Below are 14442 nucleotides of genomic sequence, written 5' to 3'. Positions count from 1 at the left end.
TTTGAAGGAGTGTCCTTTGCGAAAATTAATCAGTGCCGTTATGTTAATACTCATGATGAGCCCAGGCCTGGCTTTAGCCAAGGAAAACGCATTGGTTGGTGTTAAGGTGATACCATTGCCCGATAATCGAGTGCGCATGGATTTTAAATTTAGTCAACCGTTAACGCAAATGCCGGCAAGTTTTATTACGCAAAAGCCATCTAGGTTAGTGCTTGATTTTATCAATTCTGAAAATGAATTGCCTGGCAATATCCGCACGCAAGATATTAAATTAGCAACATTACTTAAATATCGAGTTGTAGGTGTGGGTAATCGAGTTAGGGCGATTCTTGATTTATCCGATTCAGTTGCTTATACAGGCCATCGTCATGGTAATACATACTCGTTAACAATCAGTGGAAAAATCGATCGAATATCGCAACCTTCAAAGGAAGTGTTTGTTGCGAATGGTCCCGTTAACGCGCGATATCGTGTAACTGACCTTCGATTTAGAGGTACTGGCAAAAAGGGTGGTCGCTTAATTATCGATCTGTCTCAAAGTGGTACGCCGGTGGATGTTACTCAGGTGGGTAATAAAATTAATATTGATATGAAGAGCACACGTTTGCCAAGTCAATTGTCACATAAATATGATGTCAGGGATTTTCATTCGCCAGCGGAAATGTTTATTGCCCGACAAGTGGGTAACAGTACTGAAATTGTTGTGGAAAACAAAGGTGATTATGGTCATTTCGCCTATCAGGTTGATAATCACTTTATCGTCGATGTTTTTCCACTTACAGAAGAAGAAATTAAGGCTGCTAAGTTGAAGAAAAAAGTATTTACAGGCAAGCGAATTTCTCTAAACTTCCAAGATATACCGGTCAGATCGGTTCTACAGCTATTAGCTGACTTTACAGGTATTAATATGGTTGTTTCGGATTCTGTTTCTGGAAATATCACTATCCGTCTTAATGAAGTGCCTTGGGATCAAGCTTTAGATATCATTCTCACCACGCGATCATTAGACAAACGAAGAAATGGCAATGTTATGTTAATTGCCCCTGCGACTGAGATAATGGCGAGAGAAAAGAAAGAACTTGAATCGCAAGAAGAAGTTAAAAAACTAGCACCCTTGCGATCGGATTTAATTCAAATCAACTATGCAAAAGCTTCCGAAATAGCAGGTCTTATTAAAGATAAGAGCAATTCATTGTTATCCGACCGAGGCACAGTCAGTGTGGATACTCGAACGAACACCATTTGGATTCAAGATACCAGCTCTAAAATTGAAGAGATGCGTGAACTCATTTCAAAACTTGATATCCCTGTTAAACAGGTTTTAATCGAGTCAAGAATTGTGACAGTTACCAAAGACTTTTCTCAAGATCTGGGGATACGTTTTGGTATATCACGCCCGACCCACTTAAGTGGTACACTGGCTGGTGCTAACCAGTTAGAGCAAGGGATTGCACCCGCAAACGTTGCGCCGTTGACAAACCGGTTAAATCTCGATCTGGCTGCAGCACCGGTTACGGGTACTCCCGCCTCGGTTGGTATTGCATTGGCTAAGTTAGGTGATGGTATATTGCTTGATTTAGAATTATCGGCACTTGAAACAGAAAGTAAAGGTCAAGTGATAGCAAGCCCTCGACTCATTACGACCAATCAACAGGCGGCAGTCATTGAATCAGGTCAGGAGATCCCCTATCAACAAGCAACCTCAAGTGGTGCAACAGCGGTTGCATTCAAAAAGGCTGTATTAAGCTTAAAAGTGACGCCACAAATTACGCCGGATGGAAAAATCATGATGGATTTACAAATTAATCAGGATATCCCATCCACGCAAACATTTAATGGCGTGCCAGCTATTAACACCAAAGAAATTCAAACAAATGTTTTAGTTAATAATGGACAAACAATTGTACTTGGTGGTATCTATGAGCAAGAGAAAAATCAAGCGGTTAATCGTGTCCCATTTTTAGGGGAATTACCGCTAGTTGGTCACCTCTTTAGAAATCGAACGGTCTCTTTTGAAAATGAAGAACTCTTGATTTTTATTACGCCAAAGATTATAACAAACACCCTAACTATTACGACGGTTGAGGGAAGAGGGAAGGCGAATTATGCAAAAGTTGAGCTGGATAAGTTTGGCAAGCCAGTTAAACATAATTAATTAATTCGAAAACACCTATTCATAAAAATAGGGCTTTGATTGAATTAACAAGCTGATGCATTTTCAGATATCAGGGTTAAATTAATCAAATATTTTTAAAAATATGGATAATCGATTCAGAAACTGAGTCATTGCGACGGAAAGTTTATATTAAATTATGCCTGGTAAAAGCATGCCTCTTTTATCAGTAAATTATAGGGTTTTATAAACATGAGTATAATGAAAGTTCGCAATATTTTTCTCATTGGCCCCATGGGGGCTGGCAAGAGCACTATTGGACGTACTTTAGCGAAGGAATTGAAGTTGGAGTTTTATGATTCCGACGAAGTTATTGAACAGCGCGCAGGCGCAGATGTTGCCTGGATTTTTGATATCGAGGGTGAAGAAGGATTTCGCCGGCGCGAACAAAAAGTGATAGAAGAGCTCACTCAGTTAAATAACATTGTATTAGCGACTGGCGGTGGGGTAATTATGACTCCTGAAAACCGCAACTGTCTAGCAGCAAGAGGCACGGTAATTTATTTGAAAACCTCCTTGCAACAACAATATGAACGAACGAAAAGGGATACCAAACGGCCTCTCCTACAAACACCTGATTTAGAGACAAGGCTTGAAGATTTGAGATCGGAAAGAGAGCCTTTTTATGAAGAGCTCGCTGATATTAGTTTTGAGACGGATAAACTAACCGTTAAGGCTGTCGCAAATAACATCATAAAATACTTGTATGGCGAATCCTAATCCCAAAATAACGCTTTCTATTGATTTGGCACAACAATCTTACCCGATTTATATTGGCCATAATTTGTTAGTCACAAAAAATATTTCGCCATTTATTGTAGGACGGCAAGTATTGATTGTTACTAATGAAACAGTCGCACCATTGTATTTAAAAGATCTCGATTTCCTGCGAACGCAATACGAATGTAAACATTTCATTTTACCAGATGGTGAAGTTCATAAAACACATGAAAATTGGTACGCAACCCATGATTTTTTAATTAAAAACCAATACCATCGTGACTCGACAATTATTGCTTTAGGCGGAGGTGTCATTGGTGATTTAACAGGTTTTGTGGCAGCCACTTACCAGCGTGGGGTTAACTTGATTCAGATTCCTACCACGCTCTTATCCCAAGTAGATTCATCGGTAGGGGGCAAAACTGCCATTAATCATCCTCTGGGCAAAAATATGATTGGCAGTTTCTACCATCCAAGTGTTGTTTTCATTGATCTAACTACACTGAAGACACTGCCGATGAGAGAAATTAATGCGGGTTTTGCAGAAATCATAAAATATGGTTTATTATCAAGTGATGAATTTCTTGCCGCCATAGCGAACTTACTCCAGGATAATGATTATTTCGCTTCGGGTAAGTTATCAGAGATTATTGGTCGTTGTTGTCAGATTAAGGCAGAGTTTGTCAACAAAGACGAGAAAGAAAAAGGATTAAGAGCGCTGTTAAATCTTGGCCACACATTTGCCCATGCAATTGAAACTTATACTAATTATGATAAGTTTCTGCATGGTGAGGCAGTGGCGATTGGTTTGTATTGTGCCGCTGTTTTATCCCACTTGTGTGGCTATGCCAACAAGGCGTTAATAACAAAGGTTGATGGGCTGTTAAAGCTGGCTAACTTACCAAGAAGAATTGAGCCTGAATGGTCGCCTGAAGCCTTGCTAAAGGCTATGAAGCAGGACAAAAAGATTAAGGATAATCATTTAAGAATGATTTTAATGAAAGATGTGGGACAATGTTTTATTGATGAAGCAGTGTCAGATGAGCAAATACTAAAAACGTTGTTATTGGCAACTGAAGGAGTGAACGCATGAGTCAGGATACAGTGAATAAGCAAAGCGATCATCACGCTAAACAGTCTTTGTTAAAACCTGTTTCATGGTTAGCTCAACTTGATTTTGTTAACCACTTGCTGTTATTTAATAACGTGATGTTAGTTGCGTTCGCCGAAAAGCAGGGCGGCAAATCAACGTATATGCAGTTTTTGCAACAGAATTTGTCCGATACGTTTGATACATACACGACTCAAAGCAAAGTCCCTCATGATGAGGGAACAATTGTTGCAGGTCTTGCTAATCATCTTAACCTAGTTAAGCCAAAACAGGCCACCATGGCTGATATATGTCACCAAGTCAATGAAAGAGGGCATCATACACTTCTCATTATCGATGATGCGCATAACTTACCCCAGAAGCAAGTCGAAGCATTATTAGATATCGTAAAATCTCAACCACAAACCCCCTATTTCCATGTATTATTGTTAGCAGACTATACTTTGCTACCTTTACTAAATCAATTAAGCAGTAAAGATGCCGAAGATGCGATACATAGCATCGAACTGGGTCCTTTTGCCAAAGATGAAATTAAAACATACCTCTATCAAAAAGTAACAGATGAACGTTTACGTACAAAAATAAATGCTAAAACTTGTGATCGCTTTTATCAGCTGACAAAGGGACAGATTGCAACCATGAATCATGAAATGGCGTCATTTTCTTCCTCTGTTACAGCAAATAAAGGAAAGCTTTTTAACCGCGTTAAGCAATTCTCAGCTTTAGCCGCCGTGCTCTTACTTGGATTTATTTCCATCCAACTATGGCAAGGTTTTGATTTACGACAAACGCTGACGTTAGTAAAGCAAACACCGACACATCCAAATATTGCAAGCAAAAATGCTAGTTATCCTAACTTGGCCAAAGCGCAGGTGTTTGAAGACACATCCTTCCCACTGACTAGCCGACTAAACAAAATCAAGGTGCCTTATCAAGAACCTGCGGTTGAGTCACATTTAGCGATGGTCAAAATGGAACAATTGGCTGATGGTACTAAATTGACTCAACCTTCAACTCATATGCTTGAATCGACTTTGCATGCAGCCATTAAAGCGCCCAGCATCGATGAACACACGAAATTTAAACCGGAAACTGAAAGCAAACCGACGTTAGTTGTGAAAGCTGGGGTAAGCCAGCAACCTGAAAAGGCAACAGTGACCCAACCAATTGATAGCAAGTTAGTTAGTATTCAGTTTGCTAAAGCGCCACCACAAAAGTCGAAATTGCCACCCAAATACACCATCCAGCTTGTGGCAACGCACCAGATTAAGTTTCTAAAAGCACTGAGTGTTAAATTTCCAGTGACTTCCCTAAAAATATACACTTACCCAATTAAACAAAACGGGGAGCAATGGTTTATTCTTACGGCAGGGCAATTCACCACATGGTCTGAGGCGCATGATGCCTTATCGAAATTGCCAGCTGAATATCAAAAATTTCAACCTTGGATTCGACCAATTGATAAGGTTTGACGACGTTTTATAATTCTTTTAGATGGCATTATGGATTCTCGAAGAGGCTATTATTTGCAGCAAATGGGCATTACCGTGTGGCAACAACGAAAAAAAAATGTGATTTCGCCTTGCCAATGTAATATCGCCAACCACAACCTTGATCAGGCAACATTGTTATGTTGCCTTGAAAACGAACTGACAAAGTCTGAGAAAGATTTGTGGGTTTTTATGTCGATGGCTTTTGATTTTAGTCAGAAATATTATCAAATAGTTCCGCCCATTGAATCGTCGGAAAATACGGTTTGCCCAGCGTGCATTGACAATTGGCTAAATCAGTCGATCCATCATCATGCGATTATTTTTGGTCATGGTAAATTCATTGAGGACATAGCACATAAAAAAAATTGGTTGTTTGTTCCTAGCTTAATGGACATGATAGCTAATCCAACATTAAAAAAGCAGTGCTTTAAGGATATTCAGCATTTTTTATGTCAAGAACATCTCGTAATCTAAAAGGTTGGACGATCATTGAGTTATGTGTCGTTCTAATGCTGGTCGCAATCATCGTATGCATCGCCCTACCAGAATGGCAACATCATTCTCAGTTAAAACAACTTAAAGCGGTGAAAGCAATGCTGGAAACTGCCATAAACTACACACGTACTTCAGCGATAATCAATCAACAAGCCTTAGTGCTATGCTCACCTGACAATCGTTGGGCAAAAGGGTTTCGGGTTGTCATCAGTAAACCCAAATATAATTGTCAGCAATCGAAAATAATACGGCAATGGGTATTCAATTATTCTGATAAACTCGATGTGAATTGGCATGGCTTTGATAAGCATCAGCAGTTACTATTTTCGTCTGATCCAAACCATTGGGCTGTTAATGGACGATTTACATTATCATTGGGGAATCAAAAGCCAATTGAGCTTCTTGTTAATCGAATAGGGGGAGTTACTGTTCGATAAAAGACCCAATTTATGCACTCTCTTCACTTTCAAGCTGATTCATACTGTGAAATATCTCCGCTATAATTAAATTATCTCTTATCCGAAAGTTTGATTGATAAGCAGGATTAATAAAGGAATCGATTTATGATGTGCAAAAATGGATTTACATTAGTTGAAATGATGATAACCCTCGTGGTTGCAGCGATTCTAATCGGGTTGGCTGTCCCTAGTTATTTTAATATGGTACAAAATAATCATATTACTGCAACAGTTAACAAGTTATCTGCAAGTCTAAACTATGCCCGGCTCGAGGCGATTAAACGCGGAGAACAAGTCAGTGTGTGTGCCGCATCCTCTGCAGCACTAAATGCTTGTGGCACCAATGCGCAATGGGCACAAGGATGGGTTGTGTTTGTCGATGAAAACGACAATAATGTGATTGATGTAGGGGATACATTAATCCGTGTGAATGAGCAGCTACCACCAGGCATCACTATCACCACTGTATCATCGGTTGTGTCGTATGATGGAACCGGGTTTTTAAATAGTAACGCAACTAACTTTACAGTCAGCGCTAGCGGTTGTACAGGCGATAGTGGTAGACAGTTGGCTATTGCTGGTTCAGGACGTCTCAGTTTATCTAATGTCAATTGCCCATAACGAAAGTCTGTCTTTAAGACGTGCAAAACTTGCTTTTTTAAGTGGCTTAGGTATAAAGTAGCTATTTAATTTTGACTTGATGAAACATGACTAGATCAATAAGCCAGAGTCATGATGCCCCCGACTATTTATTTCCATTTTTAACTGATTCGGGATCGTTAACAAAAAAATTACATCAAATGACGGGTTCTGCTGTTGTCAAAGTAATGTCGGGTAATCTTACAAACCCGGACTGGTGGTGCCAACACTATTTGAAACTAACCTGTGATCAATTATTTCAACGTGAAATCCTCATGTTATCTGGCAAATATACTTGCTGGTATGCGCGAACCTATATCCCCGCTAGCACGTGGTATCTGCATTCTTCGTTTTTCGAACAACTTGCCGATAAAAACCTAGGCGACATGTTATTTGATAATCCTCATGTGAAGCGTGTGAGCTCGACTTTTCGTACAATTGATAGGTCGGATATCGCTTACTACTGGCCTCCAAAAGAGCTTGTTTTAGAAAGTGAGCGATTGTGGTTACGCTTATCGCTTTTTTCCTTGTACGAAAAAGCTAATTTTTATTTAACAGAACTATTTTTACCGGAGTTAGAGCCTTGCCTTCTGCAAATTGGGTTGCCTATTGGCGATTAATGCGTTTTGATAAGCCGATAGGCACAGCGTTACTGTGGTATCCTGTTGCTTGGTCGTTATGGTTGTCATCGCAAGGGTTGCCGTCGTTAAGGCTTTTCACATTGTTTCTATTAGGTACGATCACCATGCGAGCCGCTGGGTGTGTTATCAATGATATCGCAGATAGACAATTGGATGCGCATGTGGCGAGAACGAAAAAACGGCCATTAGCGACGGGGCAATTAACACTACAGAACGCCCTAGTATGCTTTTCGATACTCCTTAGTATAGCGTTATTTATCTTAATTCATTTGCCGCCTTATTGCTTCTTAATTGCATTGATAGCGGCTTTATTCACAGCACTTTACCCATTTACAAAGCGATGGTTTGACATGCCGCAATTAATCCTTGGATTAGCATTTACCAGCAGTGTGCCAATGGTTTTTGAGGCGGTGGAAGGGCAGTTTTCTTTGATAACAGGTTTGTTAATGGCGTTAAACATATGCTGGGTTGTGGCTTATGATACAGCCTACGCGATGGTTGATAGAGACGATGATCTGTTAATGCAAATGCACTCCAGCGCCATTCTTTTTGGCCGGTCCGATCGCTATGTAATCGGCGTGCTGCAAATAATAACCCATGGCTTATGGCTGCCAATTGCTTGGCTATCACATTTTGACTATCGCTTCTATATCATCTGGTTTGTAGCCAGCTTGTTTTTTATTCATCAACAACGGTTGCTCTACGATCGACGCGGTCCTAACTGTTTTGCGGCATTTTTGAATAATCATTGGTACGGGTTGGTTATGTGGGTTGCATTAATTGTGGCCTTTATTTAAAAGGTGGCCGCTTTAGATTCCACGAGTAAGCGGCAAATCACTGTCTAGATAATCAAGATATAACGGATCCCGAACAGCGGGGGATTTTGTTGGCAGCTGTGTTTGAAATTTGACTTCCTCATTAGCAAATGCCCATCGATACAAATAGCCACGTTGAATCTGTGCTTGTGATAAAGCTTGTCTTTTTAATTGTCCTGCTTGTTCGTCAATAAAATTTGCAGACAATGTGATTGAATCTGCAATTTTTAAACATAGCCATCCGATGGTTGGGTCTGTGGCATAGGATATTCCAACGAATAGATAACCAAATGTGAACGCTAATAATTTACAAATTTTGTTGGTGATGCTTAGTGCTAGTCGCAACGAGAAAGACGCCATATCTGCTAGCGCTAAAACAATATAATCCTTTAATAAAAAAAACGGTGTGTAAATTATTTTGATAAACAGATTGGTAACTTGGTTAATGGCTGAATTACTATCGCTATTTTTGATTGGCGGGTTATAGCCGTATAGCGGGGATGATCGGAATGAGGTCAGTGGATCAAATTGATTTTTGGAGAACTGGATTAAGCTCTGTCCAATAGTATTTACATGGCCGAATAGAGCGATAGCATTGGATAATAAACTGGTTATTCCACGGAAAGGGACATTCAGCAACAAAGACGTTCCATGTTTGAACAACATGATGCCAATCAAAAGCATGCTATCAACTAAACTAGCGATGATTTGTTTGAGGGCATTTAAAATATCCGCTTGGCTTTTACGTAGCCCAGCTATAAACCCATTTTCCCAACCATAATAGACTCCTTCAATAACGGGTGCCACTAACACGATTGCGAATAATCGGATCCCTTTGAGTAACCATTTTATGGTGCCAAGAAGCCAATCATCACCCGGATGCATCACTGTGTCATAACACGCTGCTCCCCCTTTAGCTCCAACAGCGGCATAATTTGTGTATGGAAATTTGCCCATTTCGTTACGAAGATAGGGTATTAAATTACATAAGCTATAGCCTAATCCCATAGCAAATGACGCGACAAGTATGATTTCTGCAGGGTTTTCTTTAATGGTTGATAATGCAACAGTTAGGGCTTTATCAAACTGCCCAGATAGCATGGTTGCTTGCCAAAGTGTCATCGATGCTGAAATGGTTTGCGTAACTGGACCGTTACTCATTGTTTCCCCAATCGCTTTAGCAATGGGAATTAAATGAGTGAGACCCTGTGCATGCATACTTTTCAAAAAGCTTTCTAAGGCAGTTGGTGCAAGAATTGACATGCCACCAAATAAATATGCTAATAACGCAAAGGATCCCAGTATTGGATTTCGTTCATTTAAGCCGACAAAAAAGGATGCTGCATGATCGCCGATATTTAACACTCGATGGATAGGATCGGTGTATAAACTAGGTAAAGTTGACTGAGCTGGAGCAGAAAACACATAGTGATGATCATCGAGGTATTCCGATAACCACATTTGAAAACTCATATTATTTGGGAGCGATTTTTCAAACTCTTTTGTAATGTTCCCTAATACATCGCTAGGCTCTCGTGGTTTAATATTTGTTTCGTGGCCACGATGGACTTGTTCAACGATTTGATCATAGACCTCTTCTATCGCTATGCGCTTGGTCTGCTGACCGAGCCATTTTATCCAGGCAGGAATATGATTAAAAAATAATTTAAAATGAATCCATGCCCGTTCTGGCATGTAGAGATGCCTTTCACTAGCGCGAGTAACTGCTTTTAAATCATCGAGACTTGGCAATAAATGAATGAGATCTTGATCAATAAAACAACGATATGAAAGGATGTATGAACGATTATCGATATCCTTCAATTTGACAAAAATGCGTGATTTATCGTTAGAAAAGCATGCACTATTGTCTTCTTGTGTGGCTAATAGTTCATTTGCTGTTTGTCCATTTTCTAGAACAGGGAGTTGGCTTGCATGGCGGGTTTTCAAATTCGTTAGAATATCGGGGGATTGGAATGTGTAATAAGGATCAATGTATGTTTTTTGAATATTATCGGAATTGACAACATGACTCGTTTGTTTGGGTTTGTTCGGTAACATGCAATAGTCAACGATGTCATTGGCGTCCTGATTAAAGGCTTCGAAGGTTTGCTTAAAGCGGTTAAGACGGCAAGGATGCTTCGGGTTTGAGCTGACGTTTAGCTGGTAATGACTTGCAATCGTTTGTAAGCAATCGTCAATAGAAAAGTTTGATCCGGATAAATGCGACAAGCTATCCCAAACAAAACATGTCTGACCATCACTTTCATATTGTTCTTGATCCGCTTTGCTAACCTGTTTAAATGGATTGAATTCATAATCTTCTGCTTGGCGTTTGCATTGATATAGTATATACCCCAACTCCCCAGTTGATACGTAGGGATGGTTTGCGATACGTAAATTCTCATGGCTAGCCGATTCAATTAACGAAATCACGCGGTTTCGAAAAATCTCTCTTTCTTCTAGGTTTTCTGCCGGGATGTTACGTTCATCTTCATAGAGTTGGCGGAGTTTCTTTAGTAGATTATTTGCAACGGCTTGCTTTTGATCTTGCCAGGTTGTTAAAGGGCTAGGGTAGTGCTGGCTATGAGTAATATACAGTTGGACCTGGCTAACCATTTTTGCCACAAGTGAACAGTCTCGTTTACCAGGCATTTTATGAATAAGGTCAACGTCATGTGTTAACAGGATGATCTGAGGATTTGGCTTTTTATGGCTAGCAATGATGACTAATTTATCGGTATCACTTAATTCGTACGACGATATTTCAGCGCCAAAATGATAGACATCCGCATACGGCCCAAGCAACCGTCCACTGCAGGAAGGTACAGAATGGCTCAGAGGTGGTAAGTCAACCGGAATAGCGGTTTTGTATTGTGATCCTTCACGAATAACTGACGGCATAACATGAACTGCTGGTCGATAATAGCCCAATTATAACGAAATTTTTGGTGAAATTAAAGCGAGAGAATAGGGGCATCATCAATAAGTTGACAGAGCGTTTTATGGTCTATCCATCGCTAAGGTGTTGTTTTCAGGATGATGTGTCATAAACATTTTACGAGCATGAATGGGTTGGTAATCAACAAGATAATCGATGGCTTGGCGCATGATCCGCTTGGCGACAGACAACGTTGTTTTGTCGGCTAAGCCATTTTGAGCAATTGATAGCAGGGTTTGGCCAGAAAATCCCTGTGGGCTAGGGTAAAATCCATAACCTGGTTGGAATAGATAATTGAGGGTTATATCGATAGCTGTTTGTTGATCTCCTTCCAATTCAAACGAATAACTATGGCCCTGACTCACTAGCAGTGACCATTCAAATTGGCGTAATAAGCGTTCAATTTTTGTTTGCTCTTGTGTTTGTTGTAATGAAAGCAAACTTTGTTCATAAACCGTGTACAGATGGTTATCAATTTCGGGTTGTTTTAAGGTTTTATAAATCAGCTCATTAATGTAATAGGCGCAGGATAAGGCTAAGTTTGATAATACTGGCGGTTGAGATTTAATCTCAATTGATTGACAATAATGCATCTGGCCGCGTTGTTGAAGTTCAATCCAAAGCGGGGTAAATAATTGTAAGTTCATTTTCCGCTTACGACTTTGCCCGCCAGGATAACGGGTTTGGATTAATCCTTTTTCTTCTGTTAAAATACTCAAATAGCTGGCCGTTTCACCGCTAGGCTGAGCATGAATAAGCCAACCACTTAAGGTTCTACTGGTCATATCCTAATTGCCTCAACATACGAATGTTATCAGCCCAACCTGATTTTACCTTTACCCAGCACTTTAACATAATTTTTTTATCGAGCAGCCGTTGCATGTCCAAACGTGCCTGAGTGGCCATTTCTTTCATTTTTTCCCCTTTGTTGCCAATGAGCATCCTTTTATGATTTTCTTTATCGACAATAATTAACACATGCATGGTTATCAGTTTATCATCTTCTTTAAAGGATTCAATTTCAACCGACGTTGCATAAGGCAGCTCTTGACCACAAAAGCGGAAAACCTTTTCGCGCATGATTTCAGAGCATATAAATTTAGTTGAACGATCGGTCACTTGGTCGGCTGCAAAAAAGTGGGGGCTTGCTGGCAGGAATTGCTGTAGCTGATTTTCTAAATTATCAACTTGAACACCGGTGCGAGCAGATAGGGGAATAATTGCGGTAAATGTGTGCTTTTCCTGCATGGTTTGAATAAGCGGCAAAAGATTTTCTTTATCTTTGATGCGATCGACTTTATTGATAACCAAGATAGTTGGCTTTGAAGTTTGCTTTACCAAAGTTAAGATATCTTCGTCTTCTGGCTGCCAATGGTGGGCATCCATTATCATCACAGCGACATCTACATCGTCTAAAACACGTTTAGCGGTTTGATTCATCATTTTATTCATCGCTTGATGTTCTTCACGGTGGATACCGGGCGTATCAACGTAAATAAATTGGTAATTATCTTTCGTATGAATGCCTAATACTCGGTGCCGTGTCGTTTGTGGTTTTCGAGAGGTAATACTGATTTTTTGTTTTATTAAACGGTTCATTAAGGTGGATTTGCCCACATTGGGGCGCCCAATTAACGCAATATAACCGCAATAAGTATTCATGATATAAAAGCAACCATTAAAATAGAACTATGCTAACAGTATGTAAGTAAATTGTACATAATTATTAACTGACTCTGGTATTTTCGTTATTCTTAGGTATAGTATAGTCCCCTCGAAGTATCATAAGGATCCTAACATGGTAAAAACAATTTATTTGGGTGTGAATATTGATCATATCGCTACTATACGCCAAGCAAGAGGTACAAACTACCCGGATCCAATAAAAGCAGCACTCGATGCAGAAGAAGCCGGCGCCGATGGGATAACGATCCATTTGCGAGAAGATAAGCGTCACATTCAGCCACATGATGTTCATCGCTTAAGCCAAGTATTACAAACCCGTATGAATCTGGAAATGGCTGTGACTGATTCAATGATTGAGCTTGCGCGGCAAGTTAAACCCGCCCATGTTTGTTTTGTTCCTGAGAAACGAGAGGAGCTAACCACCGAAGGGGGATTAGACGTCATTAAAGGGTTCGATAAAATTAAAAAAGCAACACAAATGCTCAATGAACAAGGGGCCGAGGTATCGCTTTTTATTGATGCTGATATTGGCCAAATCGATGCAGCCGTTGAAGCAGGGGCTCCTGCTATTGAAATACACACGGGCGCTTATGCAGACGAGACCCATGATGAAGCTCAGAAATCCCTGCTTGCGGAAATCAAAAAAGCAGCAGAATATGCCGCATCCAAAGGGTTGATTGTCAATGCAGGTCATGGGCTACATTACCACAATGTGCAGCCGATTGCGGCAATAGAGGTGATACACGAGCTTAATATTGGCCATGCTATTGTTGCACATGCATTGTTTGTTGGCTTTAAGCAAGCCGTTAAAGAGATGAAGGAATTAATGAACCAAGCCAGGTATTGTCGTTTGTTTTAAATTGATGCAATAACTAACGTTAGTGTTAACCCCGCATATCAAGAATCGGTCGGGTAGGCTTATGGTCTTTTTTTGCATGCCATAGATCCCACGATGTTTGCAGATTCATCCAATATTCTGCTGTCGTTCCTAATGCTTCAGAAAATGATAGTGCTGAGTCTGCTGTGACGCCTCGTTTGATATTGATAATTTCATTTAATCTTGCATATGTCCAACCTAAATGCTCAGCAAAAGCTAGTTGCGTAAGACCATTCGGTTCTAGATATCGTTTTAATAAAATTTCGCCAGGATGTGGGGGAGTTTTTTCCTTTGTCATTCATACCCTATTTTATCTTGAAATCTATGATAGATATTAAACCTTAAATTTCGAGCATTTTCAAAAACTATTATAGGATTATTTTAAATTGCCTG

Annotated in this window: 14 protein-coding genes; 10 read left to right on the top strand and 4 right to left on the bottom strand. The window is 40.0% G+C overall.

Annotated features, from left to right (window positions below; all coding sequences use genetic code 11):
* Window positions 1-16: 16 nt before the first annotated feature.
* The 9 genes from pilQ (at window position 17) to AB3348_RS01620 (ending at window position 8527) form a co-directional block, all read left to right on the top strand.
* Complete coding sequence (gene pilQ, locus AB3348_RS01660) at window positions 17-2155, top strand: type IV pilus secretin PilQ (RefSeq protein ID WP_367605796.1); 2139 nt, start codon at window positions 17-19, stop codon at window positions 2153-2155.
* A 210-nt stretch (window positions 2156-2365) separates the two neighbouring features.
* Window positions 2366-2893 carry a shikimate kinase AroK gene (aroK, locus tag AB3348_RS01655; protein WP_367605795.1) on the top strand — a complete coding sequence of 176 codons (528 nt, stop codon included), beginning with the start codon at window positions 2366-2368 and terminating at the stop codon, window positions 2891-2893.
* Window positions 2880-3986, top strand: a complete 1107-nt coding sequence (aroB, locus tag AB3348_RS01650) for a 3-dehydroquinate synthase (protein ID WP_367605794.1) — start codon at window positions 2880-2882, stop codon at window positions 3984-3986. The genes aroK and aroB overlap by 14 nt, the downstream gene beginning before the upstream one ends.
* A complete protein-coding gene (locus AB3348_RS01645; RefSeq protein WP_367605793.1) occupies window positions 3983-5476 on the top strand; it encodes an AAA family ATPase in 1494 nt (497 codons plus the stop codon). The genes aroB and AB3348_RS01645 overlap by 4 nt, the downstream gene beginning before the upstream one ends.
* Window positions 5477-5506: 30 nt before the next feature.
* Window positions 5507-5971, top strand: a complete 465-nt coding sequence (locus tag AB3348_RS01640; RefSeq protein WP_367605792.1) for a DNA polymerase III subunit psi — start codon at window positions 5507-5509, stop codon at window positions 5969-5971.
* Window positions 5947-6429, top strand: a complete 483-nt coding sequence (locus AB3348_RS01635; RefSeq protein WP_367605791.1) for a GspH/FimT family pseudopilin — start codon at window positions 5947-5949, stop codon at window positions 6427-6429. Before AB3348_RS01640 ends, AB3348_RS01635 begins: the two co-directional genes overlap by 25 nt.
* A gap of 126 nt (window positions 6430-6555) precedes the next feature.
* The gene (locus tag AB3348_RS01630) at window positions 6556-7071 is read left to right on the top strand and encodes a GspH/FimT family pseudopilin (protein WP_367605790.1); all 516 of its coding nucleotides are present in this window, start codon (window positions 6556-6558) and stop codon (window positions 7069-7071) included.
* Window positions 7072-7157: 86 nt separating this feature from the next.
* Entirely contained in the window at window positions 7158-7709 is a 552-nt protein-coding gene (locus tag AB3348_RS01625) for a chorismate lyase (protein WP_367605789.1), read from the top strand.
* The gene (locus tag AB3348_RS01620) at window positions 7673-8527 is read left to right on the top strand and encodes a 4-hydroxybenzoate octaprenyltransferase (protein ID WP_367605788.1); all 855 of its coding nucleotides are present in this window, start codon (window positions 7673-7675) and stop codon (window positions 8525-8527) included. The genes AB3348_RS01625 and AB3348_RS01620 overlap by 37 nt, the downstream gene beginning before the upstream one ends.
* Window positions 8528-8539: 12 nt before the next feature.
* Here the strand turns inward: AB3348_RS01620 and AB3348_RS01615 are convergent, their stop codons facing one another.
* From AB3348_RS01615 to era, 3 genes are all read right to left on the bottom strand, one after another.
* A complete protein-coding gene (locus tag AB3348_RS01615; protein ID WP_367605787.1) occupies window positions 8540-11449 on the bottom strand; it encodes a hypothetical protein in 2910 nt (969 codons plus the stop codon).
* A 99-nt stretch (window positions 11450-11548) separates the two neighbouring features.
* A complete protein-coding gene (gene recO, locus AB3348_RS01610) occupies window positions 11549-12271 on the bottom strand; it encodes a DNA repair protein RecO (protein ID WP_367605786.1) in 723 nt (240 codons plus the stop codon).
* Entirely contained in the window at window positions 12261-13151 is an 891-nt protein-coding gene (gene era / locus AB3348_RS01605) for a GTPase Era (RefSeq protein ID WP_367605878.1), read from the bottom strand. The genes recO and era overlap by 11 nt, the downstream gene beginning before the upstream one ends.
* Before the next feature lie 133 nt (window positions 13152-13284).
* Between era and pdxJ the strand changes: the two genes are divergently transcribed.
* Window positions 13285-14031, top strand: coding sequence for a pyridoxine 5'-phosphate synthase (gene pdxJ, locus AB3348_RS01600; protein WP_367605785.1), 747 nt, complete (start codon window positions 13285-13287; stop codon window positions 14029-14031).
* A gap of 25 nt (window positions 14032-14056) precedes the next feature.
* Here pdxJ and AB3348_RS01595 read toward each other — a convergent pair whose 3' ends face one another.
* On the bottom strand, window positions 14057-14347 hold the full coding sequence (locus tag AB3348_RS01595; protein WP_367605784.1) for a HigA family addiction module antitoxin: 291 nt from the start codon (window positions 14345-14347) through the stop codon (window positions 14057-14059).
* Window positions 14348-14442 lie beyond the last annotated feature (95 nt).

Origin of the sequence: Legionella sp. W05-934-2 (assembly GCF_964199965.1) — a bacterium.
Taxonomy (GTDB): Bacteria; Pseudomonadota; Gammaproteobacteria; order Legionellales; family Legionellaceae; genus JAFIFT01.
This window is presented reverse-complemented; position numbering and strand designations above follow the sequence as displayed.

Excerpts from the sequence above, each read along its gene's own strand:
- aroK (WP_367605795.1), top strand. The coding sequence starts at position 2,366 with ATGAGTATAATGAAAGTTCGCAATATTTTTCTCATTGGCCCCATGGGG.
- aroB (WP_367605794.1), top strand. The coding sequence starts at position 2,880 with ATGGCGAATCCTAATCCCAAAATAACGCTTTCTATTGATTTGGCACAA.
- AB3348_RS01645 (WP_367605793.1), top strand. The coding sequence starts at position 3,983 with ATGAGTCAGGATACAGTGAATAAGCAAAGCGATCATCACGCTAAACAG.
- AB3348_RS01640 (WP_367605792.1), top strand. The coding sequence starts at position 5,507 with ATGGATTCTCGAAGAGGCTATTATTTGCAGCAAATGGGCATTACCGTG.
- AB3348_RS01635 (WP_367605791.1), top strand. The coding sequence starts at position 5,947 with ATGTCAAGAACATCTCGTAATCTAAAAGGTTGGACGATCATTGAGTTA.
- AB3348_RS01630 (WP_367605790.1), top strand. The coding sequence starts at position 6,556 with ATGATGTGCAAAAATGGATTTACATTAGTTGAAATGATGATAACCCTC.
- AB3348_RS01625 (WP_367605789.1), top strand. The coding sequence starts at position 7,158 with ATGACTAGATCAATAAGCCAGAGTCATGATGCCCCCGACTATTTATTT.
- AB3348_RS01615 (WP_367605787.1), bottom strand. The coding sequence starts at position 11,449 with ATGCCGTCAGTTATTCGTGAAGGATCACAATACAAAACCGCTATTCCG.
- recO (WP_367605786.1), bottom strand. The coding sequence starts at position 12,271 with ATGACCAGTAGAACCTTAAGTGGTTGGCTTATTCATGCTCAGCCTAGC.
- pdxJ (WP_367605785.1), top strand. The coding sequence starts at position 13,285 with ATGGTAAAAACAATTTATTTGGGTGTGAATATTGATCATATCGCTACT.
- AB3348_RS01595 (WP_367605784.1), bottom strand. The coding sequence starts at position 14,347 with ATGACAAAGGAAAAAACTCCCCCACATCCTGGCGAAATTTTATTAAAA.